Annotated in this window: 23 protein-coding genes and 1 pseudogene; 7 read left to right on the top strand and 17 right to left on the bottom strand. The window is 44.7% G+C overall.

From position 1 onward, the window contains the following. Positions 1-820: 820 nt before the first annotated feature. The 12 genes and pseudogenes from L884_RS21830 to L884_RS0106355 form a co-directional block, all read right to left on the bottom strand. Positions 821-1748: pseudogene (locus L884_RS21830) on the bottom strand (formate dehydrogenase subunit gamma). A gap of 80 nt (positions 1749-1828) precedes the next feature. Next, entirely contained in the window at positions 1829-2398 is a 570-nt protein-coding gene (fdh3B, locus tag L884_RS0106410; RefSeq protein WP_028766714.1) for a formate dehydrogenase FDH3 subunit beta, read from the bottom strand. 29 nt (positions 2399-2427) lie between these two features. Further along, on the bottom strand, positions 2428-5283 hold the full coding sequence (locus L884_RS0106405; RefSeq protein WP_028766713.1) for a formate dehydrogenase subunit alpha: 2856 nt from the start codon (positions 5281-5283) through the stop codon (positions 2428-2430). An 18-nt stretch (positions 5284-5301) separates the two neighbouring features. Then, entirely contained in the window at positions 5302-5499 is a 198-nt protein-coding gene (locus L884_RS0106400) for a twin-arginine translocation signal domain-containing protein (protein WP_028766712.1), read from the bottom strand. A 635-nt stretch (positions 5500-6134) separates the two neighbouring features. Beyond that, the gene (locus L884_RS0106390; RefSeq protein ID WP_028766711.1) at positions 6135-7145 is read right to left on the bottom strand and encodes a formate dehydrogenase subunit gamma; all 1011 of its coding nucleotides are present in this window, start codon (positions 7143-7145) and stop codon (positions 6135-6137) included. A gap of 51 nt (positions 7146-7196) precedes the next feature. Then, positions 7197-7784, bottom strand: coding sequence for a formate dehydrogenase FDH3 subunit beta (gene fdh3B, locus L884_RS0106385; protein ID WP_028766710.1), 588 nt, complete (start codon positions 7782-7784; stop codon positions 7197-7199). 26 nt (positions 7785-7810) lie between these two features. After that, positions 7811-10660, bottom strand: coding sequence for a formate dehydrogenase subunit alpha (locus L884_RS0106380; protein WP_028766709.1), 2850 nt, complete (start codon positions 10658-10660; stop codon positions 7811-7813). A 15-nt stretch (positions 10661-10675) separates the two neighbouring features. After that, complete coding sequence (locus L884_RS0106375) at positions 10676-10876, bottom strand: twin-arginine translocation signal domain-containing protein (RefSeq protein ID WP_028766708.1); 201 nt, start codon at positions 10874-10876, stop codon at positions 10676-10678. A gap of 172 nt (positions 10877-11048) precedes the next feature. Further along, positions 11049-11723, bottom strand: coding sequence for a TorD/DmsD family molecular chaperone (locus tag L884_RS0106370; RefSeq protein ID WP_028766707.1), 675 nt, complete (start codon positions 11721-11723; stop codon positions 11049-11051). 10 nt (positions 11724-11733) lie between these two features. Beyond that, a complete protein-coding gene (locus L884_RS0106365; RefSeq protein ID WP_028766706.1) occupies positions 11734-13413 on the bottom strand; it encodes a 4Fe-4S binding protein in 1680 nt (559 codons plus the stop codon). 147 nt (positions 13414-13560) lie between these two features. Continuing rightward, positions 13561-14208 (bottom strand): DUF3306 domain-containing protein, encoded by a 648-nt coding sequence (locus L884_RS0106360; RefSeq protein ID WP_028766705.1) that lies wholly within the window; start codon positions 14206-14208, stop codon positions 13561-13563. Continuing rightward, on the bottom strand, positions 14205-14672 hold the full coding sequence (locus L884_RS0106355) for a DUF3305 domain-containing protein (protein ID WP_028766704.1): 468 nt from the start codon (positions 14670-14672) through the stop codon (positions 14205-14207). The genes L884_RS0106360 and L884_RS0106355 overlap by 4 nt, the downstream gene beginning before the upstream one ends. Positions 14673-14956: 284 nt before the next feature. Here L884_RS0106355 and L884_RS0106350 point away from each other — a divergent pair, with 284 nt between their 5' ends. Both L884_RS0106350 and L884_RS0106345 read left to right on the top strand, forming a co-directional pair. Next, complete coding sequence (locus L884_RS0106350) at positions 14957-15799, top strand: formate dehydrogenase accessory sulfurtransferase FdhD (protein ID WP_028766703.1); 843 nt, start codon at positions 14957-14959, stop codon at positions 15797-15799. Positions 15800-15846: 47 nt separating this feature from the next. Further along, positions 15847-16752 (top strand): helix-turn-helix transcriptional regulator, encoded by a 906-nt coding sequence (locus L884_RS0106345; protein ID WP_028766702.1) that lies wholly within the window; start codon positions 15847-15849, stop codon positions 16750-16752. A 33-nt stretch (positions 16753-16785) separates the two neighbouring features. On the opposite strand, the gene L884_RS0106340 is transcribed toward L884_RS0106345, so the two are convergent. The 3 genes from L884_RS0106340 to L884_RS0106330 form a co-directional block, all read right to left on the bottom strand. Then, positions 16786-17157 (bottom strand): nuclear transport factor 2 family protein, encoded by a 372-nt coding sequence (locus L884_RS0106340; RefSeq protein ID WP_051435566.1) that lies wholly within the window; start codon positions 17155-17157, stop codon positions 16786-16788. Positions 17158-17254: 97 nt separating this feature from the next. After that, on the bottom strand, positions 17255-18355 hold the full coding sequence (gene rlmF / locus L884_RS0106335; protein ID WP_028766700.1) for a 23S rRNA (adenine(1618)-N(6))-methyltransferase RlmF: 1101 nt from the start codon (positions 18353-18355) through the stop codon (positions 17255-17257). A gap of 73 nt (positions 18356-18428) precedes the next feature. Continuing rightward, complete coding sequence (locus tag L884_RS0106330; RefSeq protein WP_028766699.1) at positions 18429-18830, bottom strand: flagellar basal body-associated protein FliL; 402 nt, start codon at positions 18828-18830, stop codon at positions 18429-18431. A gap of 143 nt (positions 18831-18973) precedes the next feature. Between L884_RS0106330 and L884_RS0106325 the strand changes: the two genes are divergently transcribed. Then, the gene (locus tag L884_RS0106325; protein WP_028766698.1) at positions 18974-19537 is read left to right on the top strand and encodes a chorismate--pyruvate lyase family protein; all 564 of its coding nucleotides are present in this window, start codon (positions 18974-18976) and stop codon (positions 19535-19537) included. A gap of 41 nt (positions 19538-19578) precedes the next feature. On the opposite strand, the gene L884_RS0106320 is transcribed toward L884_RS0106325, so the two are convergent. Then, entirely contained in the window at positions 19579-20175 is a 597-nt protein-coding gene (locus L884_RS0106320) for a YhgN family NAAT transporter (RefSeq protein WP_028766697.1), read from the bottom strand. 217 nt (positions 20176-20392) lie between these two features. Between L884_RS0106320 and L884_RS0106315 the strand changes: the two genes are divergently transcribed. Beyond that, positions 20393-21970: a ZIP family metal transporter gene (locus tag L884_RS0106315; RefSeq protein WP_028766696.1), complete on the top strand. Its 1578-nt coding sequence runs from the start codon at positions 20393-20395 to the stop codon at positions 21968-21970. 83 nt (positions 21971-22053) lie between these two features. Beyond that, a complete protein-coding gene (locus L884_RS0106310; RefSeq protein ID WP_028766695.1) occupies positions 22054-22818 on the top strand; it encodes an NRDE family protein in 765 nt (254 codons plus the stop codon). 62 nt (positions 22819-22880) lie between these two features. Here L884_RS0106310 and L884_RS0106305 read toward each other — a convergent pair whose 3' ends face one another. Next, positions 22881-23303, bottom strand: coding sequence for a YybH family protein (locus tag L884_RS0106305; protein WP_037410504.1), 423 nt, complete (start codon positions 23301-23303; stop codon positions 22881-22883). 141 nt (positions 23304-23444) lie between these two features. Between L884_RS0106305 and L884_RS0106300 the strand changes: the two genes are divergently transcribed. Beyond that, the gene (locus tag L884_RS0106300) at positions 23445-23996 is read left to right on the top strand and encodes a lysophospholipid acyltransferase family protein (protein ID WP_028766693.1); all 552 of its coding nucleotides are present in this window, start codon (positions 23445-23447) and stop codon (positions 23994-23996) included. Between the two features lie 75 nt (positions 23997-24071). Further along, positions 24072-24698, top strand: coding sequence for a LysE family translocator (locus L884_RS0106295; RefSeq protein WP_028766692.1), 627 nt, complete (start codon positions 24072-24074; stop codon positions 24696-24698). Positions 24699-24721: the final 23 nt, after the last annotated feature.

Below are 24721 nucleotides of genomic sequence, written 5' to 3'. Positions count from 1 at the left end.
GTTTTACATACCAAACTAACGCACAACCCCAAATAATTTCGGGATAAACCTATATCCAAACAATAAAAACAAACCAATAGTCAGCAACTTATACAAACTTAGATCAATAACACCAATAGTTAACACATGTCGCACTCAAGTCGCCATTACCTAGCAAAAAAAGTGTATATAGCTACATTTTGATGTAGGTTTGTTGTTTTTTGGTGATAAATAAACAGCAATTTATGTAGGAAAAATCTCAACCACCAGACTCTTAACAGCATTTAACGTTAGCGAACATGAGGCGGTTGCCAACGAGTTGAAATCGAGTATTGAGGCCTGTAATCGAAGAGGATGTAACTGAGTTATTAACGCTATTGGATCTAATACCAATTAATATAAGAAGTTGATCTACTCAGAGCGGTTTTGGAAAACTAATTCAAGGCGAATAATTGAAAGAATGGTTGCTCCCTTGTGAAGTTATTCAACGCAGAAGTAGCCAGCCAAAAACGCTCCAGAATGGCGAGTTTTAGCGGCTCTGATTACTGCGACTCTTGATAATAAAGAGGAAGCTTGAACCTAGTTCAACTATGCTCTGCACTTGTTGCCTTGCCTCAGTGCCGCTAAATTCTCGCTGAGCGACCAAATCTTTATACTAATTGGTATTGCCGTCATTAAGCGCTCTGAGCGCCATAGCGCTTTAATAACGGCGATAATGGTTATTCCCTTATAAAGCTAATCAACGCAGAAGTAGGCAGCCAAACGCTCCAGAATAGCGGGATTCGGCTAAAAAAATGCCCCGACTTAGTCGAGGCATTTCAAATCACTTAGCAAACAAGTATTACTCTTTATACTTAAGCGTACCGTTTGCTTTGATCTCATCAAACCATAGATTGTGGTGCTGGCTTGCCCATGTTTCATCACAGTAACCTGAAACCATACACTCCATACCACCTTCTGACATAATCGTTGCCATGAAGATATGCACGATTGAGAAAGCAGTGATCACAATTGCACTCACAGAGTGAAGCACTAGCGCGATTAAGCTTAGCGTGCGGCTAGGCTCGAACAAGTTCGGGAATAGCAGCAACATACCAGATGCAGAAATAACTAGACCGAACACTGCGAATGCCCAGAACCATAACTTCTCACCGGCGTTAGCAAAGCCAGCGTCAGGGTGCTTTTCGTTCCTTAGGCATCTGGTTTTTAGCCCAAAGTACTGACATTAGTGCCCAACCAATCATGAACGGGATCGCCATGACATCGTGCACTTGTTTAGCACCGTTAACTAAACCAGCCCAGAAACCTTCACCAATGTACGGCTGGAAGAAGAAACGTCCAGCAAGTAACGTCAAGCCTGTTAAGATCAACAACAGACAAGGGATTGCACCTAGCCAGTGAATTGATACGTCAAACTTAGACCAGCGATATACCAACTTACCTGAGAACCCACCGTGCAGCTTGGAAATACCGTTCACTTTAATAAACAGTACAAAAATAATGATCATCCCAAATAGGGCTGCCATTAATGCTGGCGCTAAAATGTCACTGCGCAGCTCAAGTACACGTAGGTCATAGGTGTTAATTGCTTGACCGTGGAATTCACTTTTTGACGTGGTATAGCCTTCTTCACCCGCTTTTAGCTGAGCCCAGATTTGGCCATTATTCACTTCATTAGTGTCACCCACTTTAGGGGCGTCGTGGGCAAATACTGACACACTGAAAAGCAGTGCAATTGCCACGCCTATGTGTTTTAACCATTTGTTCATAATACGTCCTCATTTACCACTGAGTAACTCAAGCTAATGAGCCACTCAGGGTAGGCTAGAAGTTAGTCAACCTAAGTTGATTAACCCCAAGCTGCGTTTTTAGAACCACGGTATGCAACACGCTCACGGAAGATGGCAGAAACAACTTCTGCGTCACCCGCTAGTAGCGCTTTAGTTGCACACAACTCAGCACACATAGGTAGCTTGCCTTCAGCAATACGGTTTGCACCGTACTTTTGACGCTCTGCATCAGAGAAGTTCTCTTCTGGGCCACCTGCACAGAAAGTACACTTATCCATCTTACCGCGAGCACCAAAAGCACCTGATTTAGGGAACTGTGGCGCACCAAATGGGCAAGCGTATAGGCAGTAACCACAACCGATACAAGTATCTTTGTCGTGAAGTACGATGCCGTCTTCTGTTTTGTAGAAACAGTTTGCTGGGCAAACAGCCATACAAGGTGCATCGCTACAGTGCATACATGCTACTGAGATAGATGCTTCGCCTTTAACACCGTCGTTGATTGTCACAACGCGACGACGTTGAATACCCCACTCTAGTGCAGAGTCGTTTTCGTTCTTACATGCTGTGACACAACCATTACACTCGATGCAGCGCTTGGTATCACATAAAAATTTCATTGTAGCCATTCTGGCAATTCTCCTAGCTAATTCAGCACTTAGGCTTTAGTGATCTGACAAAGCGAAGCTTTGGTTTCCTGCATCTGAGTCACAGGGTCATAACCATAAGTCAATGCAGTGTTAGCTGATTCACCAATAACGTAAGGAACCGTACCTTCTGGGTAGTTAGGTGCTAAGCTTTCGCCATGCATCTCACCCGCAAAGTGGTAAGGCATCCAAGTTACACCAGGCTTAACGCGAGGAGTGACCATTGCCTTAATCTTAATACGGCCACCTTCAGCACCTTCTAGCCATACTGTGTCACCGTCACGAATACCGCGATCTGCCGCATCAGCTGGGTTAATTTCAACAAACATCTCTTGTTGAAGTTCTGCTAGCCATGGGTTTGAACGCGACTCTTCACCACCACCTTCATACTCAACTAGACGACCAGAAGTAAGACCCAGTGGGTACTTATCTGTGTTGTCATTATCCTGAATAGTCTTGTACAACGTTGGTAGACGGTGAACTTGCATATCAGCGTATGTTGGGTACTTAGACACAAGATCACGACGTGGCGTGTATAGCGGCTCACGGTGAACAGGTACTTCGTCTGGGAAAGTCCAAACAATACAGCGTGCCTTAGCATTACCAAATGGAATACAACCGTGCTTCATTGCTACGCGTTGGATACCACCAGAGATGTCGGTCTTCCAGTTTTTGCCTTCTGCTTCTGCTTTTTCAGCCGCAGTTAGGTCATCCCACCAGCCTAGTTGCTTAAGCATGTCAGCTGTAAATTCTGGGTAACCATCTTGGATTTCAGCGCCTTTAGAGTAGCTACCTTCAGCAAGTAGGTTCTTACCTTTATACTCAACACCATAACGAGCACGGAAGTTACCACCGCCCTCAAGTACATGTTTGTGTGTGTTATAAAGGATTTGAGTACCTGGATGCTTCTGCTCTGGCGTACCCCAACATGGCCAAGGTAGACCATAAGTTTCACCTTTCGCAGGGCCACCAGCAGCTTCAAGAGTCTTGTTGCTAAATGTACCCCAGTTTTGGGTATGTAATTTCAAACGCTCAGGGCTTTGACCTGACATACCAATCGTCCACATACCGCGGTTGATTTCGCGAGTCACGTCTTCAATAACCAATAGGTCGTTGGCATCTTTAGCGATACGCTTAGTGTACTCATCAGCAAAACCAAGTTTTTGCGATAGACGGTACATGATCTCTAGGTCAGTCTTAGATTCAAATAGCGGTTGAATAACCTGCTCACGCCACTGCTGTGAACGACCAGAGTTCGATACAGAACCTTGGGTTTCAAACTGAGTTGCAGCTGGTAGCAAGTAAACGCCATTCTTACGACGGTGCATAACACCCGCCATTGTTGGGAATGGGTCCACAACAACGACTGTATCCATCTTATCTAGCGCATCACGCACATCGTTCTGACGGGTTTCAGTGTTCACTGATTGGCCCCAGAAGAATGCCATGCGAACACGGTCTTTCTGTGCTAGTTTTTCAGGTGTTTCAAGTACACCATCATGCCAACGAGAACAAGGAATACCAGGAGTATTCATTGGAATGCGGCCTAGGTAAGAGTTCTGATCGAAACGTCCCTTAACCCAGTCATAATCTAGATCCCAAACGTTACACCAGTGCTTCCAAGAACCTGTCTTAAGACCGTAGTAACCTGGTAGTGTATCGAACAATAGACCTAAGTCAGTTGCACCCTGTACGTTATCGTGACCACGGAAGATGTTAGTACCGCCACCAGATACACCCATGTTACCTAGGGCTAGCTGAAGGATACAGTAAGCACGAGTGTTAGCGTTACCCACGTGATGCTGAGTACCACCCATACACCAAACAACGGTACCTGGACGGTTTTCCGCCATTAACTTAGCCGCTTGATATACTTCTTCTTCGCTACAACCTGTGATGTTAGCAACTTCTTTTGGTGGGAACTTCTTCACTTCCTCACGGATAGTATCCATTTCGAATACACGTTGCTGGATAAATGTCTTATCTTCCCAACCGTTTTCGAAGATGTGCCAAAGCATACCGTAAATGAATGGAATATCAGTACCTGGACGTAGACCACAGTGCAGATCTGCATGAGCAGCTGTACGAGAGAAACGTGGATCAACAACGATGATTTTAGCGTTGTTTTTCTCTTTCGCGATCAAGATATGCTGCATTGCAACAGGATGCGCTTCAGCCGGGTTTGAACCGATGAAGAAGATTGCATTAGCATTTTGGATATCGTTGAAAGAGTTAGTTTGCGCACCATAACCCCAAGTGTTAGCAACACCGGCTACAGTGGTAGAGTGACAAATACGAGCTGAGTGGTCGACGTTGTTCGTGCCCCACATTGCTGCAAATTTACGGTACATGTAGCAGCCTTCGTTCGAGAACTTAGCGCTACCCATAAAGTAAACAGAGTCTGGACCTGATTCTTTACGAATGTTCTGCATTTGGTCGCCAACTTCGTTAAAAGCTTGCTCCCAAGATAGTTTTTTCCACTTGCCATCAACAAGCTTCATTGGGTACTTAAGACGCTTTTCGCCGTGACCATGTTCACGTAACGCAGCACCTTTAGCACAGTGGCCACCCGCGTTGAATGGGTGATCGAAAGCTGGCTCTTGACCTGTCCACACACCGTTTTGTACTTCAGCATATAGACCACAACCTACCGCACACGCACTACATACGGTACGTTTGATTTCAGTTGGCGCATCATGTGGGATATCTTTGGCTTCTGCGCGACGCATCATGCCTGTACCCAAGAAAGAAGCCGCTGCGATACCACCAGATGCGATACCTGCTTGCTTCATAAATTGACGGCGACTTAGACCTAGAGTTTGTTTCTCTACGGTTGGTGCCGCATTGGATTTGCGAGTTAACTTCATCGCTTAAATTCTCCTAAACTATCCGCGTAAGCTGTTGTAGTAGCTACGGATATGTGCAGTTTCATGATAGCCGTTGTCTTTGTTTGAACTGACTTTAGTTTCACTTGCTTGAGCAACACTTACGCCAGTAGCGGCGATAGCAACACTTGCGGTGCCACCAATGGTTAGTGCTTTCAGCAAAGATCTGCGGTTCAGATCAGGCTGTTGCTTGTTCATCTTTACTCCTGAAAGAAAGGAATACTCTAATTACAGAAAAATAAGATAAGTCTAATAATGCGACTATTTACGTTGCCAACACCCAGTTGTTAAACCAATGATCCACAATGTAAAATTTGTTTACTTATTAGAGGTATCCAACAAAATTGCCCGGCTAATATAAAGAAAATTACTTTAGGAAAAATTGATCTGAGTTAGGTTAAATTTCGACTTTTTGGGGAGGATCGGCCAAAGTGTTAACTGGCGCATATTTAAAAGCCAAAAATCTGTGTAGCAAATCAAAATTACACAGCAGAATAGACAGCTGACGCCATATTTAAATTTAACAAATACAAAACATTAAAGGATTTGCTGATATAAATGCTAATTATTAACATTTGGTATTGGTGAGGAACATTTTTTATACAAAATCCTATTTAAATATTATTTTCCTTAGGGCAACCCAAAATGCACAAGCACAAATTTGCTACCAAAAAACAACAACCTAGGGGACTTGGTGCTGAATATGCTGCCCATAATATTCATTTACAGACAGGAATATCGTCTTATACCTTTCCCTCGAGTAAACAACTGCTAAAAACAAAAATGCCCCGACTATATGTCGAGGCATTGTTATGATGAAACGCAAGCAAGGTTTAGTTTTTATAAACGATGCTGTTGCTATCTTTCATTTCATCGTACCAAACATTGTGATGCTGGATAGCCCAGTTCTCGTCACAATAGCCCGATACCATACACTCCATACCACCTTCACTCAGTACCGTTGCCATCCAAATGTGCACGATAGTAAACGCGATAATAATTACCGCACTAATTGAGTGAATGAGTAATGCAGCCATTGATGCTTCACGTGGTAGATCCAATCCCGGCAATACCAGCATTAGCCCAGATGCGGCAATAAATAGACCGAACAGGGTTAAGCTCCAAAACCATAGTTTTTCACCGGCGTTAGCAAAGCCACTATCAGGATGCTTACCTTTAAATGGACCAAAGTTGACATAACCACCAACTACAAGGAACCACTTAAGGTCATACATCTTAAACGTCTGCATTGGCATCCACTTAACCACAGATAACAGCCAAGACACGATAAATATCGGTCCAACCCAATCATGTATGGTCTTACTTCCATAAATCAGTGAAGCCCAGAGGCCTTCGCCAATGTACGGTTGCAATACGTGTTTACCTAGCATGATGTTCAGACCCGTGAATATTAGCGCCAAACATGAAGTCGCCATTACCCAGTGGATCCATAGATCTGCTTTGGTCCAACGTAGAACCATTTTTCCGGAAAAGCCCTTACTCAATTTAGAGGGGCCATTCACCAGATAAAAGAATAAGAATGCGGCAAACACACCGACAACAGTAATCCCCATTACTGGAGTTAAATACTGATTTCTTACTATTTCACCTTCATTACCAACGACGTTAATTAATACGCCCGTCTCAACGCCTTTGGCAACGGTGTAGCCAGACTCACCCGATTTAACCGCGCGCCAAAGATCGGCATCACTCGTTTTTCCAGCTTGTTGCTGACTCGATTGCTCATCCGCTGCCATTGCTGAAGCGCTTAGTCCCAACCCCATTGATAACACCAATGGAATAACCAGCATTGCAAACAGGCTGCGCAGTGACTTGATAAACATATTCACTCCTTTTTGGGGCTGAAACCAAGGTTTCAGCCCTATTCAGCCTGACTAACCAGTTGTTGGGGTATAGCCCCAAATGGTACCAGGTGCACCACGTGCTGCAGTACGCTCACGGTAGATATCAGATACCACACCCGCATCACCTGCCAGCAGCGCTTTAGTTGCACAAAGCTCTGCACACATAGGTAGTTTGCCTTCTGCAATACGGTTTGCACCATAAAGCTTGCGCTCTGCTTCAGAGAAGTCTGGCTCAGGACCACCTGCACAGAAAGTACATTTGTCCATTTTACCGCGACTACCAAATGCTGACTTTTTAGGGAACTGAGGCGCTCCGAAAGGACAAGCATAGAAGCAGTAACCACAGCCGATACAGGTTTCTTTGTTATGAAGAACGATGCCGTCTTCAGTACGATAGAAACAATCAGCCGGACAAACTGCCATACAAGGTGCGTCAGTACAGTGCATACATGCTACTGAGATTGACGCTTCGCCTGGCTCACCATCGTGTAGTGTAACCACACGACGACGCTGGATCCCCCAGCCAATAGCTGAGGCGTTTTCGTTTTTACATGCTGTGACGCAACCGTTACACTCGATGCAGCGCTTGGTGTCACATAAGAATTTCATGACTGCCATAATGGCTTATCTCCTCATCAAGTTAATTAGGCTTTGCTGACCTGACACAAGCTCACTTTCGTCTCTTGCATCTGTGTCACAACATCATAACCATAAGTCATTACAGTGTTGGCAGCTTCACCAATCACGTAAGGAACTGTGCCTTCTGGGTAGTTCTTCTCTAGGCTCTTACCTTCGAATACACCCGCGAAGTGATATGGCATGAAACATTCGCCCGGTACAACTCGTGGAATGACCATAGCCTTAACGGTGATTTTTGCACCTTCAGGACTATGAACGAACACGTCATCACCATCACGGATACCGCGATCTGCAGCATCTGCTGGGTTAATCTCGATAAACATCTCTTGCTGTAGCTCAGCAAGCCATGGATTCGAACGTGTTTCCTCACCACCACCTTCGTACTCAACCAAACGGCCAGTTGTAATGATTAATGGGAAGCCTTTACTGAAATCCTGATCCTGAATTGTTTTGTACAGGGTAGGAAGACGAGCAACCATACGATCTTCATAAGTTGGGTACTTAGCAACCAAATCACGACGCGGCGTATAGAGTGGCTCACGGTGTAATGGAATATCATCTGGGAAGTTCCACACGATACAACGCGCTTTCGCGTTACCGTAAGGAATACAGCCATGGTCAATCGCCACACGCTGAATACCGCCTGAGATATCTGTTTTCCAGTTCTTACCTTCTGCAGCAACTTTCTCTTCGGCAGTTAAGTCATCCCACCAACCAAGCTGCTTCAGCATCTTGTCGGTAAATTCTGGATAACCATCTTTGATTTCACTGCCCTTAGAGTAAGAACCTTCAGCCAAGATGTTGTTACCGTTATGCTCAACACCGTAACGTGCACGGAAGTTACCACCGCCGTATTTCACTTCTCGGCCTGTGCGATACAAGATCTGCGTACCCGGATGCTTCATCTCAGGTGTACCCCAACATGGCCAAGGTAAACCATAGGTTTCACCTTTAGCTGGGCCACCCGGTGCCTCTAGCGATTGAATATCGAATGTGCCCCAGTTTTCTTGGTGCATCTTCAAACGCTCAGGGCTTTGTCCTGTATAACCAATGGTCCACATACCTTTGTTGTACTCGCGAGTCATATCTTCAATTAATGGCTCATCACCATTAACTTGAATATGCTTACAGAACTCTTTTTCAAAGCCCCACTTCTTAGCAAGCTTGTACATGATCACATGGTCAGGCTTAGACTCGAATAGTGGTTCAATGACTTGTGAGCGCCACTGCAGTGAACGGTTAGAAGCTGAAACAGAACCGTAGGTTTCAAACTGAGTCGCCGCTGGCAGTAGATACACTCCATCAGTACGCTCATGCATGACACCAGCCATGGTTGGGAACGGATCCACTACCACTACTGTTTTCATTTTGTTCAGCGCTTCACGCACTTCACGACCACGGGTTTCAGTGTTAACTGATTGCCCCCAGAAGAACGCCATGTGAATGTTATCTTTCTGGGCAATCTTAGATTTGTCTTCAAGTACACCATCATGCCAACGCGAACATGGAATACCCGTCGAAGTCATAGGATCTTGGCCTAAACGTGGCTCCTGATCGAAGCGGCTCTTAACCCACTCATAATCAAGATCCCATACGTTACACCAATGCTTCCAAGAACCTGTCTTTAAGCCATAGTAGCCCGGTAGCGTATCGAACAATAGACCAAAGTCAGTCGCGCCCTGTACGTTATCGTGGCCACGGAAGATGTTAGTACCGCCACCAGATACACCCATGTTACCTAGGGCTAGCTGAAGGATACAGTACGCACGCGTGTTAGCATTACCGACGTGATGCTGAGTACCACCCATACACCAAACGATAGTGCCCGGCTTAGTTTCAGCTAATAGCTTAGCGACACGGTACATTTGCTCTTCTGATGCACCAACAATGTTGGCAACTTCAGCAGGCGGATACTTCTTCACCTCTTCACGGATACGTTCCATACCGTAAACACGTTGGTCGATAAAGGTTTGATCTTCCCAACCATTTTCGAAGATGTGCCAGAGCAAGCCATAAATGAAAGGAATATCCGTACCTGGACGAATATGCACGAACTCGTCAGACTTAGCTGCAGTTCGGGTGAAACGAGGATCGACAACGATAATTTTCGCGCCGCGCTCTTTACCTTCCAAAATATGTTGCATTGCAACTGGGTGAGCTTCACATGGGTTTGAGCCGATAAACATCATCGCTTTCGCGTTACGAATATCGTTGAAAGAGTTGGTTTGCGCACCATAGCCCCAAGTGTTAGCAACACCGGCTACAGTGGTAGAGTGACAAATACGTGCTGAGTGGTCGACGTTGTTCGTGCCCCACATCGCCGCAAATTTGCGGTACATATATGCTTGTTCGTTTGAAAACTTTGCACTACCCATGAAGAAGATCGAATCTGGACCCGACTCTTTACGAATATCTAGTGCTTGTTGACCCACTTCTTCAATCGCTTGATCCCATGAAAGACGCTTCCACTTACCGCCTTCTAACTTCATTGGATACTTAAGACGCTTCTCACCGTGACCATGTTCACGCAATGCAGCACCTTTGGCACAATGGCCACCGGCATTGAATGGGTGATCAAACGCAGGTTCTTGACCTGTCCATACGCCATTTTGGACTTCGGCATAAATACCGCAGCCTACAGAACAGTGAGAACAGATAGTACGTTTGGTTTCAGTGGGGGTGTCGTGGGGAATATCTTTTGCTTCGGCTTTGCGCATCATTCCTGCGCCTAGCATCGATGCCGCTGCAATACCGCCTGTCGCGAGGCTCGCGGACTTGAGGAATTGGCGACGGTTTAAACCTAAAACTGCTTTGTTGCTTACTGCAGCTTGGTCTGTTTTGCGGGTTAATCGCATCACACTCTCCTTTAATTATTTACTGCGCAGTGTGTCGTAATAACTACGAACATGGTCAGACTCTTGGTAGCCGCTACCTTTTTTCGCAGTAGGTGCGACTTCAGGTTGTGCAGCAAGAGCTTGTCCACTTGCAGTTGCAACTGCGCTGGCCGCACCGCCGATTGCCAATGCCTTAAGCAGTTGACGACGGCCCATGTCGGAAGCTTGCTTCTTCATAGTGTCTCCTTAGATTTACTGAAATTAAGATAGAAAGTGATAATTCCGCTTTCTATCCAGTTCTTGTTGGGCGCTAAAATAGCGTCCCAGTTTTGTCTATGTCAGCTCAGACTGCGGTGATCAACCAACAACGACTGAACTGACATATATTCAAACCAAATACCAACAGCGACTAAGACGCTAACTCGTTGGTAGATGGCTCAATTTTTTCAACTTTCTCAGCTTCGCTGCCTGGGCAGTTAACTGGAATGTTTAAACTTAACTGCTCAAACTCTTTGGCTTCGATAATAAAAAACTCTTTTGCCAACTGAGCAACTGTCGCATAAAACGCGGCACTTGGTGCTTTTGCTAGGTTGTCGCAAAAGCGCTCAATCCAGCTACCAATATGGCGCTGATAGAAAGCAAGCTGACGGTAGCCAGGCGCTTCTAAAATAAGGGTGCCCATCACTTCACATAAAGCAGCAACATGGTCTTCCGGCTCTTTAACGTCTTCTTCACGCTCAAAGCCTAGTTGCATCAAGTCATTGCGCAGTAAAGCTAATGGTTTATCCATTAAAGAACCTGTCATAAACCAGCTACCGTAAGGTAGGATTTCACCACTACCCACGCCTAGGAATATGTTGAAATATTCGTCTTCAAGCTGCTCTTCACTAAATTGATCGGCGGCTAATTTTAAGCTCACCCACGCTTTAGTCATGCCACTGTCGTCATTGGCATCAATCTCCAAGCCTGAAAGAAACGCAAGTAGCTCTGGGCTTGGCTGACGACGCAGTAATGCAGCTAGCAACTGATAAATATCGGCTCTTAACTGATCGTTTTCTGAAACTTCTCTTACTAATTCGGTCATGGTTAAACTCTTATCGCAGTTGCTTTTCAGGATCTTGAAGAATGTCTTCAAACATGTCTTTTACTCGGCAGTCACCACACATTTTTAAACGGTCTGTGTTGGCACTGAAGGCACTGTGGGTTCCCACCACATCTAACATCCGCTTCACCATGGATTGCGTTGCGAACGGTGTGCCGCAAGTAATACATTCGAACGGGGCTTCCTCATGCAGGGTTTGACGCGCCTGACGCGCAGCTTTATCGAAATTAACCTGAGGCGTTAAGCTGATGACTTTCTCAGGACAGGCGGCTTCACATAAGCCACACTGCACGCAATCTTGCTCAACAAAATGCAATGCTGGGCGATCACCGCCATCAGTCAATGCCATCGTTGGACATGTCGCTACACACGACATACACAAGGTACAGTTATCGGTATTTACGCTAACTTGGCCGTATGGAATATTACTTTGTGATAAGCAAGTATCTACTGATGCCGCTTGCTCATTTAAATGGTCAATAGCGTTGTAAATGGTTTCACGCTTGGTCGTAGCCGCAAACTCTGCCGGCACTATCACTGGCCAGCTAGCACTGGTAATAAGTAGCTCAGAAAGCTCCTTAGCCCCCACTTCTGTTAAGTGCGCTTCAGTGATTAAGCTAATGCGCTGTGGTTGCCCCATCTCATCAAGAATGGCATTGGCAAGTGATAATTCACCTTGCAGCATTTGCGTTAATGTCGGTGCTGTGGCATCAGTTTGTAACACAAGGATTTGACGCGCGCCCCAAGCAAGCGCCGACATCCAATGATCCATGCTAGCAACAGTGATCTCTTCCAGCTCAACCGGGATAACCTCACCTGCGAGTGCTTCAGTCACTAGCTGTGCACCTTTGCCCATATCATGGAACAAAATCACAGGTGCCGTTTGCGCTTGCGAGCGGAAGCTAGTGACTAACTTTTGCAAATAAGTATGCATAGCTTGTGGTGTTGGCAAGTCGTAGCTAATTGCGCCTGTTGGGCAAGCGTTAGTACAGCTACCTGCACCGTGACAAAGATATGGATCGATTTCGATTTTCTTCTGTACGCTAGCAATTGCGTCTGCTGGGCAGAAGTTTAAACAGCGAGTACAACCCTCATTACCATTACGGTTGTGAGCACATAAGTCACTGTTTACTTTTACATAACGCGGCTTATCGAATGAACCGATCAGATCCGGTAGCTGCTCTAGTGCATCATCTAGCTTGGCTTGATCTTGGCCGACGTAGAAATAGCCAGGTGGCAACATTTCTAGGTTGATACAAGGACTCATGCTGAGATCGAGGATAAGGTCAAAGTGAGCTTTACGGATCGCTACAGTACTTAACTCAGCACTGCCACTTTCATGCTCGACTTTAACTTGGAACTGACCTAAGAAACCTTTGATTTCAATTAACTTGTTGTAATAACTTTCTACGTTTTCCGCAGCAGTCATTACTTTTTCAAGGTGTTCTTCATCTTGGCTAGTAATAGGTTCGTTGGCCAAAATCGCACACTTGCCCATGTTGGACAATTTGTCTGCAGCCAAACGTGCCAAATCCTCCGGACCGATAACCAAAACGTTACCTTCGGTGGTATAGCTGACGGTCGGCGGGATCAGGTTTTGAATCACCTGAGTTCCAGCAAGGACCTTTTGACGAACTTCTTTGAGTCCGACTTGTGTTTCACTATTGCTCACATTGCGTTCCTGAACAGTTCTTTGGCTGCTTCTGTATACGAGTATCGCTGTTCTCATCATGCCTATATTGGCATCAGCTTATTTTTACTCTCTAATACAGCAATTCACATACCAAATTTATGGAATTAAAAACACTCTATAGTGACGTTAAACAACTTTTCCAGTAGAGCTATCATCATTTTCTGGTCCATTTTGGGACAAGGCTTGTTGCTCACCGTCCAAAATGTCCGACACAGGCTCAACGTCATTAACAGATTCATTTTGCGTTGATTTTTCAGCCGCGATCATCTCATCTGATGCGTCTAATTCATCTTGCGGCAACGCCTCTTTATCTTCATCTTTGACCATATGACGGAAGACCTTCTTGGCGATTTCCGCCGACACATCAGCTGAGAGTAAAGGTTGATTGCTGTAATCAAGCGCATATTCAAGCAAGCCGTCGATTTCATTGTAATGTGGCTGCTTCCATAAGGCTTTTAACGCTGCAGATTTAGCGGCTGGGTCAACATTTGCTCCCATAAAGCTAGCAAAGCTACCCCCAACCTCGATTTTTTCAGGATCAGGTAAATCTTCAGCCGTTAATATTTTTTCACTAGGCGCGTCTGCAGAGCTGTTATCTGCGTCTTGCTGCGGATTTTGCGCTGCTAATTGCTCCGCTTCTGCCTGCTTTTGCGCAGCCAGTGCGAGCTCTTCAGCTTCCTTTTGTGCTGCGGCTTCTGCTGCAGCTACTTCCGCTTCACCTTTTTCTTCAACTTGCTGTTTACGCAAGTTCCAACGAGATAAGAAACCGCTCATAGGTGTTCTGCCGTATGGTCTGTACTAGGACCTTGATTTTTGCGACGGTTAACGTGCTTACGACGATGAGCACAGATCTCAACTTCACCATGGCGAGTGATAAAAGCTTCAATCCAGCAAGCAATCGCTTTTGGCATTGGGATATTAAGAACAGGGGTGTCAGCCTCTAAACATCCAGCTGCGACATTCTGGTCTGCCGATATTGCAGCAGGCTTCCAATCGCCTAACTCAGTTTCGTCACAAACGATGTATAGCATGGCGTTATCCATATCGAGATTGATACGATAGCTACCGCGCTCATCTTTATGCAGTTCAAGTAGGACTAGGTGGGCACCTTCAGGTGCGGCGTGCGTAGCAGGAAGCATTTGGTCGACTTCCCACTGTACTGAGGTCCATCTTCCGACTTGTTTCTCAATCTTTTTCAGAGAAACGTACATTGGCCATTGGCTTTCGGTATGTTGCATTCAGTCTCCGTCTTGCCTGAGGTGGTTGCCGCTTGAGCAGACCAGTTAAATTAATTCTCCTCCAGATTAAAGCAATATGTGTGCCATTAGCTAAAGCCAAAATAGTTTGAACTAGATCAAATATTATTCTCAAAGACTAGGACATTTTGTCTAAATAGCAATTAGTGATAGGACATAAAAGGGCGACTCAAGTGGCATAAATGTGATCTACTGCATAGTTTAACTCTCTATTCATTTAGGTATAGATATTGCTTAGATCCAGCAGCAACGCTTTCTTTAAACTGATGATGAGCCCTATGACTGCATACAAAAGCAATCCAAAATTGATTAAAACCAATACTGATGTTCCATTGACTATTGCAGTCACTGCAATCAATGAAAATGGCGAAAAAGTCGATAAATTCATTGCTTGTGAGCGCCCTTTAACGGTTTATCTCAACTGGCAACCCATTGTTACCTTAATGACACTAGGAGCTCGCGCTGAAGCACTATCGCTTGGGTACCTTAAGAATCAAGGGTTTATATCTGATATCAGCAAGTTGGAATCGGTAATTGTCGACTGGGATGTAAACTCTGCGGCAATTCTGACATCTGAAAAAATTGAAAATCTAGACGATAAGTTGTCTGAAAAAACCGTAACCACTGGCTGCGGTCAAGGTACTGTATACGGCGACTTTATGACCGGTCTCGATGATATCGATTTACCCAAGCCAGAGCTAAAGCAAAGCATGATCTATAGCTTGTTAAAAAACATCAATGCCTACAACGAAACTTATAAAAATGCCGGTGCTGTGCATGGTTGCGGTTTATGCCATCAAGATCAAATCATTGGTTTTGTTGAAGACGTTGGCCGTCACAATGCGGTAGATACCCTAGCCGGTGAAATGTGGTTAAATCAAGATAATGGCAACGATAAACTATTTTACACCACAGGTCGTCTAACCTCAGAGATGGTAATTAAGGTCGCCAAAATGGGGATCCCGGTTGTGCTATCGCGTAGTGGTGCTACCCAAATGGGCTTAGAGCTCGCTCAAAAGCTTGGGATCACTATGATTGCTCGCGCCAAAGGTCGCCATTTCTTGGTTTACAATGGTGCAGAGAATATTGAATTTGATGCACTTTCTTAAGCAATTAGCCTTTATCAATAGTATTACATGCGCAACAAGGACCAATAATGACTGAGCCTACTGACCTGATCTATATGAGTGCCAAACAGGTCTCTGAGTATCTAGATCTAAACGAGAAAAAAGTTTACTCAATGGCCAATGACCGCATTCTTCCGGCGACTAAGATCACTGGTAAATGGCTGTTTCCAAAAATCCTAATCGACAGATGGGTAATGGACTCTTGCCATAGTGGTATGCTGTCTGACCGTATGCATATTACTGGCAGTGATGACCCACTGTTGTCTATGTTAGTCGCACGCATGATGTCGCAAGTCGGTAAAAGCGAGCTCATTAGTTATAGCTCTACTGGCTCACGTCTCGGCCTTGACTTGCTTTCTCGCGGCTATGCCGATGTATGTACGTTACACTGGGGCAGCGTGGAAGAACGCAGCGTACGCCATCCAGCTCTGTTGCAAGGTTATGCGAACCATCAACAGTGGGTTATGGTGCATGGCTACACCCGTAAACAGGGCCTAATGATGCGCCCTGATATGCATCATCGCTGCCAAGAGTTAGACAAAGTGTCGCAACAGTCGTGGCGTTGGGTTGCCCGCCAAGCTGGTGCTGGTAGCCAGCAACATTTAGAGCAATGGCTAATGAAGCAAGGCGCTTCTTTTGAGGAGTTAAACTCTAATATTGTGGCTCAGAGTGAACGCGAACTTGCGGGTTATATTGCCCGTAATAACGCAGATATTGGTTTTGGTTGCCAATCAGTAGCACTTGAAAGTGGCTTAAGCTTTGTACCATTAGTCACTGAATCTTTTGACTTTGTGATGCCACAAGGGATCTACTTTAGACGCCAACTTCAACGACTATTTAACTTGCTTGCTGAGCCGCAAACCCAGCAACTCGCAGCGACACTTGGCGGTTATGACTTAACAGATTGTGGTAAGTTGTTATGGAATGGCAATTAACAGACTAATTGCCCGATATCGCGAATACCGCAGTTAAAACGGCTTACATGGAGTGCCTTGGTGAAACACTATTTGCCAATCACCTTGATATTGACGCCAAATTGAACTGCGCATAGAAAAGCTGGTGACATTGTCATCAGCTTTTTTTAATTTAGCTCGATACGTCACTTGGCACACCCCCTCGAGTAATTCTCTAACCGCAAATTGACTCGTTTCAATAGTTGGTGCGCGTTCATCAGGTAAGCGTGCTAAGACTTCCGCCTTACCAAAGCTACAGCCAGTTGCAGCAAACTCAATGAAGTCGTCACTAATTAAACGTGCTAACTCTGAATAATTGCTACGCACTTCAGGCTTTTGTAAGTGAAGCTCTAACTCTACTAGCAAGTTTTCCAGTTTAAAATTCACAATAGTGCCCAATGAGGAAAAGTAACACTCTTTTAGTCTAGAAGAGGATTGGGCATTTTTGAAATGAGATAAAAAGTTATTTAATTGATGAACTTGCCTAGCAATTCGCATCTCGATATTGCTGCCAAAGCAGTTGCTGCTCTTCAGTCAAAAAAGTCCAAGCCAATATGCGGGTGATCTTGTTACCTTGCTGCATTTCGATTTCGCGCACCTGTTTAGCCTTTACTTGGCTTAATAACGCCTTAGCTGGCTTAAGATTCTCTTTTTTGGACACTAAACTCGTAAACCACAAACATTGGCTAGCAAACTGTTGGCTTTCGTTAATCATCAACGTTAAAAATGCTTGCTCGCCGCCATCACACCATAACTCGGCTTTTTGACCACCAAAATTAAGTACTGTATCCGCAGCTGATTTAGCGGGTTCTTGCGGCAGCACTTTAGCTGTACCTCTCGCCCTTTGATTCGCAGCTAAATTTTGCAGTTTTCGGGAGGTTCCGGCACTCGCTTCAGCTAATGAGCTATGAAATGGTGGATTACACAAGGTCACGTCAAAGCGTTCATCTTGATTAATGATGCCAGCAAATATTTGTTTAGCGTTGGTTTGTAATCGTGCAGAAAATCTATCACTTAACGACGTATTCGCAGCCAAAATGCGCTCAGCATTAGCAATCGAAACGGGGTCAATATCACTGGCCACAAACTGCCAACCATAAGCGTTTATGCCTATCAGTGGATAAATCACGTTAGCACCAGTGCCAATATCTAATGCTCTAACTCGCGGACCTTTAGGCACACGTTTTTTATTGGTTTTCTTTACCGCGAGCAAATCAGCAATATAGTGAATGTAATCAGCACGGCCAGGAATTGGTGGACACAAAAAACCTGCAGGAATATCCCATTGTTCGACACCATAATGGTGCTTTAACAAGGCATTATTCAGTGCTTTCACCGCGTTAGGATTGGCAAAGTCTATCGATAAGTTGCCATAAGGGTTAGGCTTGACGAAAGATTTTAACGCTGGCAAACAAGCAATTAACGAGTCAAAGTCGTAACCGTTATTGTGCAGATTCCTCGGGTGTAAACCTTTACTTGGCGACGGCGTTGCCGCTTTTGCGCTGGTTGCTTGTTTATTGGCTAAACGTTTAGATGCCGCAGCCCTATTAGGCTTTTTTACTGAAGATTTAGATTGATGAGTCATGAGTTAATGCGTCGGCACCTAAAACGTGAGCAGGTACCTCACAGTACCCGCATGGAGTTTATGTTAATGGGTATTAATCATATAAATATTTAGTAAAGAGTAAATTAACCACTAGCGGCTCACCCGTTTCTTGCTCTAAAAGTAGATTTAACTTCTCAAAGCACTCACGGCGGATCTCTTCTTTACCGGTTAAGGATTTCACTTTGTCTTCGGTCTGGTTACCCAAGATCTCAACAATTGCAGCTCTTAGTAATGGGTCATGACGTTCAAGGCTAACTAGCTGTTCAGGCTTTTTAACCATAAGTTCAACACTGATCCGTACATAGCCTAACTTCTTTCGATTAGAAATGTAGTTAGTTACGATCTCAGGTTCAAAACCATAGTAGGCGTAATCTGCCAGCTCTTTTTTATCAGCGGCGCTGACATTAAAGCTACTACATAATGCAATCAGTAATACGGCGATTATTCTATTCATCTTCAAACTGAGCCCCTAGTTATATTTGATGTTGCTATTCCTTTACCTAATGCCAAGGATGGAGGTCATCACTGACAATAGCTACCTGCTGCGCCATGAGCGTGCTAGACTGCTTCGGTTTGCTGTATTGTACCGAGAATTAGATGACTGTGACTAGGTTAAGCTTTCCTTATGGTGAATCAATAGAATGGTTTTCACCAGAACAAATCACCAACTTACCCCAGCAGCCTTTTCAGGACTGGTTACTGAGCACCTGCAGTTTAACTAAAAAATTAAAAACGCAGTGCCAACATTTTGAAGTCAAAATCCTTGGTGAAGACACCTTAGCACCATTGGAACATGGCGTTACGCCGCAAAAAATGTGGATCAGAGAAGTACTGTTAATTTTAGATGGCACCCCATGGGTATTTGCGCGAACCTTAATTCCCGGTGACTTGCTTGCAAAAAAACAACAAGCATTTCTTGGCCTTGGGGTGAGACCTTTAGGTGAACTGCTATATTCAGCTGACGAATTTACCCCAGGAAAAATTGAAGTCGCTCATTTTGAGGCCTGCACTAAAATCGCTAAACTGGCTAAATCACTTAATCAAGAGGTTAACCAGCCGCTATGGGGACGTCGCCGTTATTTCCAGTATGAAACCGAGCAGCTAGTAGTAAGTGAAGTGTTCCTGCCCGCTGCACAACAAGCAATTGAAAAGTTAGTATAAAAAACGCCCATTTCGCTGGGCGTTGTTTTAACCAACTATGATTACAAGCCTGTGTGGCTAATATAATTTGCCACACCATCAAGAAACATCTGCACAGAGATCATCACTAACACCATGCCCATAAGGCGCTCTACAGCCGTTAATCCCTTCTCGCCCAAGACTTTAGTAAACAACTTGTAGAACAACAGAATAACCGCGCTAGCGCCCCAAGCTGAAATCAATGCAATGCTCCAGTCAAACATCCGCGAGCTATCGGTGTGCGCCAGTAAAATCAATGCCGCTAAAACCGAAGGGCCAGCCATTAATGGGATCGCCATCGGCACAATAAACGGTTCTTCACCAGCGGCGAGACCAACGACACCCCCCGGTTGTGGAAAGATCATACGAATTGCGATTAAAAATAAGATAATGCCGCCAGCAATGCTCACGGACTCAGTACGCAGATTCAAAAAGCTTAATATCGCTTCGCCCGCAAACAGAAATAACATCATGATCACCAGCGCTATGATGAGCTCTCTCACCAACACCATACGTCGCTTTTTCGGTTCTATATGACGCAATATCGAGGCAAAAATAGGCAAATTTCCCAACGGATCCATAATAAGAAATAACATGACTGCCGCTGAAAAAGTGTCCATAGTAATACCTGTCTATTTGCGATAACTGCAATATTCGATTGAATTTTACAGCTAAACTAACAAATGGACACCAAATTGCACCCTAAAAGTTCACAAATTTACTCATTTAGTCATGACTGAATATCAATGTAAATTCGATATTGCACTCTGCTAATTAGTAACAACACTGGTATACTATGGCGTTTTTTTCGCGCTGCCAGTTTAACTTTGGAATTCCATGCTGTATCTCTTAGCTAGTTGTATCGCACTCTTATTAGGTCCGCTGTTCTACCGATTCTTTTCGGAAGGCAACGGTCTGCAAAAAGGCCTAGACGGATTTATATTCGTATCACTGGGTGGTTTGGTGTTGCTGCATATTTTGCCAGAGTTACTCGAGCATGGTGGTTTTCTTGCCATTGTATTTGTACTTATTGGCATGTGGGGACCGACACTCAGTGAACGCCTATTTCATCGTTATTCAGAAGTTACCCATAACCTAACTCTATCCTTAGGTATTGGCGGTTTACTACTGCATACCATCACTGATGGTGGTGCAATGGTCTTGGCGCAGCAAGAAGGCAATTCTCCGCTATTAGCGTTGGGGATCATATTGCACCGACTTCCTGTGGGAGTCGCGATTTGGTGGCTACTTAAACCGCAAGTAGGCAGCCGCTGGGCAATGCTAGTATTGGCTGCGATGATGCTACTAACCGGATTTGGTTATTTCGCAGGCGAGCAGTTACTTACACACTTAAGCCTAGAAAATACTGTTTACTTACAAGCTTTTGTCACCGGTTCAATTTTACATGTGGTGCTACATCAGCCTCACGGTTCGCCGGATACCGATAAACAAGGTAAGTATGAATATCAAGCCGGTATTGGCAGCTTATTAGGCATTGTATTACTGGCACTACTATTGATGATGGATTCTGGCGGCCATGATCATCACCACCATAGCCATTCAACTGAGCACTTGCTCGATTGGATGCAAACCATAGCGCCAGTGCTACTTGTAGCTTATGCAGTCGCAAGCTTGCGTTTTTATTTTGGCTTAACCCCTCATAATCAACAGCTTAGCCATTTATGGCTACAACGCTTACTTGGGCCTGAAGCCATTGTCATTACAGGTTTACTGCTTGGGCCCATGTTTGCCCTGCTACAAGCCATTTCAGTATTAGCGATTGGCTGGCAACTCACTCGCTGCCAAGTAGAACCAACTGATCCCCATGAATATTTGCCCGACTCAGCATGGCGCTTTGGTTTCGCGCATCTAGTCGATCGCAGTGCACCATGGATTTTACTCAGCTTAGTATTGGCAAACTTAATTGGTCACCCTGCGGTGCCGCTATCCAGCCCGCTAGTACAAGTTATAGTGCTGCTTTTGGTATTCTTACCGATGCGTTTCTGTAATTTAGGAGCAGCGGTATTATCTTTGTCATTAGCCTATAGCGGCTGGACAACGACTGCCGTTATGCTGCCATTGATTGCTGCGCCAATATTCAATTTGGCGCAATTAAAACTGATGAATTGGAGCCAAAAAGCCAGCCTATTTGCATTGCTAATTGCATTACTTGGGGTAATCGAGCTCTTGCATCCAAAGTGGCAAGCCTTAGTGCATTTACCTGCAAACCTAAACAATATCTGCTTAATTATTGTGGCAATTTTATTCGCCACAAGTTTACTGCGATTAGGGCCACGTAAGTTCCTAAGTCGCTTAATGTTACTGAAAGCAAAGCCACATCATCATGATCATGACCACGGTCACTCTCATACTCATGACCAACATAAGCATGATGAGCATAAGCACCACCATTAACCACGGGTGGTAATGACTAGCGCTAGCTTTTCCAAGTCATGGGCATTAATCTAATTCCATGACTTGGTTTTGAGCTGCGTAATATGTGTATTCTTTTTGTCGCATTACAAACACACCCTAAATTCCCGCTTATTATCTGCGCCAACCGCGACGAATTTCATCACCGCCCTACCGAGCCAGCTCACCTTTGGCCGACTGAGAACCCAATACTAGCAGGTAAAGATTTACAAGCTGGCGGCACTTGGCTTGGAGTCAATCAACAAGGCAAGGTTGCAGGACTTACCAATATCCGCGCCCCAGAATTAAACCAAATTGATATGCAAAGCAGAGGAGAATTGGTCCTTAAAGCCCTCTCAGAGCAAGGCATTAATCAAGATTGGCTGCAGCGCTATAGTCAATTCTACAATCCATTTAATTTACTCTTTGGTGATGAACTGCAGTTACAGTGCTTTGATAGCCGTAAAAAGCAGTTGACGCATTTAAGTGCAGGCTTTCATGCTATTAGTAACGGGGCTCTTGATGAAATATGGCCGAAAATGGCTCGGGGCACCCAAGCAATAGAGCAACACATCAATAGTCATAGCACACCCGATGTTGATGCCTTGCTCAACATTATGACAGACAAAACTCAAGCGCCTGACAGCGAACTACCTACCACAGGTGTGAGTGTTGAATGGGAGCGACATTTATCATCGATTTATATTCAGCACCAAGAATATGGCACTCGCTCGACCAGCATTATCATGAAAGATCAGCAAGGTAAGCTGTATTTCACTGAAGTAAGATATGACGGTAAAGGCCGTAATTTAGGCCGAGATGAATTTGTTATCGAGCCTAAAAGTGAATAATGGCCATCAAGGCAATAAGATTGCTAACAAAAAATAATAGCAATCTTATTCCTGAATATGCGCTAATCCGAGGTGTGATCATGGGTGATCACCCAGCGATCATCAATCTTCTCAACTAATAAGGTAAACACGCCATTAGGGTTATCTTTCGCCCGTGCTAACGACCAACGCCCCACAACAATTGCGGCATAGTTGCTAAGCATTTTGGTTTCTTTAATGGTAAAAGTTAGCGTGCCTAAAGTGGCTTTATCTGGATAATGTTTTTTGTAAGCGGCTAAAGTTTCCTCCCAGCCATAGCGGAATTTACCGTTGGAAACAAAGCGCATTTTCTCGTTGTTCCAATAGCCTTGCATATAGGCATCTAAGTCACCACGATTCCATGCGGCTTCTTGCTCGGCCAAAATATTAGCAATTTCATCAGTGGGTACTGCATTGACATTAAAAGCTAAACATAACAATAAGACACTCATTGCTTTTTTAAACATTGCCACTCTCCAATCTGGCTTTATTACGTGTACTATACCGCAATTATCCATATGCCGTCTTGCCAGTAATCATAGCTAGCAATTGGCTAAAGCGGCAGAAAACAGTAATACTCACAGAAAAGGCCGGAAGGTTTTCACTATATGTTTCAATTATTTTGCAAAGGGCTGTTTAAGCTCATGGGCTGGAAGATTGTTGGCGAGCTCCCCAAAGATCGTCAGTTTATCGCCATTGTCGCCCCACACACCAGCAACTGGGATTTTATAATTGGTGTTATTGCTCGCGGCGTACTCGGCGTTAAAATTAACTTTTTAGGTAAACATCAGTTGTTTATACCACCTTGGGGTTGGTTCTTTAAAGCAATTGGTGGTACGCCGGTCGATCGGCGTAAAAGCAATAACTTGGTCGATGCTGTCGCGGAAATGTTTAAAACCAACCCTGATTTCAGCCTAGCGCTCGCACCAGAAGGCACCCGTAGCCCAGTTACTCGTTGGAAAACAGGCTTTTATCATATTGCCAATAAGGCTCAAGTCCCTGTCGTTGCAGTGGGCTTAGACTTTGGTAAGAAAACCATCGTCATTGCTGAAGGTATTACTCCTAGCGGTGATATTGTGCAAGATATGCAACCACTGGTTGAGTTTTATCGCTCGATTGAAGGTCGCCATCCAAAAACCATTCCTGATTTTAGTGCCTAACGTTATTGAGTTAATTGCCTAAATAATAACTGGCAGCTATAGTGCTGCCAATTATTCAAAATTGTATAAAATTATATGAGCTTCGATACTTGGCTGCTGTACCTATTTGCAATTTTACTGATTGCGGTCTCGCCCGGCACTATGGCTGTACTGTCTATGGGGCACGGTATTCATTACGGTAAAACTCGTAGTCTTGCCACCGCTTTAGGCAGCGTGTGCTCTGCATTGATTTTAATGATGGCGTCAGCCGCTGGCTTAGGCGCACTATTAAGTGCAACTGAGTATGGCTTCACCATATTAAAGTGGTGTGGTGCAGCTTACCTTTTATTTCTAGGTGTAAAATTACTGCTAACTAAAGGCGATGGTAAAGGCTTAGAGCTGAAAACCGCCGAGGGCAAAGGCGCACCAAAGCAACTATTCAAACAAGCTTTTTTGGTTGGTATTAGTAATCCCAAAGATCTGCTATTTTTTGCTGCACTGTTTCCGCAGTTTATCGATATCAGTGCGCCCCAAGGACCTCAATTAGCGATCTTGGCAGCCACTTGGGCGGTAGTCGATTTTAGTTTTGTCATGATCTACGCCTGCATGGCCAATGTCCTTGCACCAACCTTGAAGTCGAGCAATAAACTGCATTGGTTTGACCGCACCAGCGGTGGTGTATTTGTGGCCTTGGCAGCTATTTTAGTTTCTCGCGAAAACTAGCTTTCGATGAATTGAAATAGAAA

The organism is Shewanella fidelis ATCC BAA-318, assembly GCF_000518605.1.
Lineage (GTDB): Bacteria > Pseudomonadota > Gammaproteobacteria > Enterobacterales > Shewanellaceae > Shewanella > Shewanella fidelis.
Note: the sequence above shows the minus strand (reverse complement) of the source record. Positions and strands in the feature narration are given on the sequence as shown.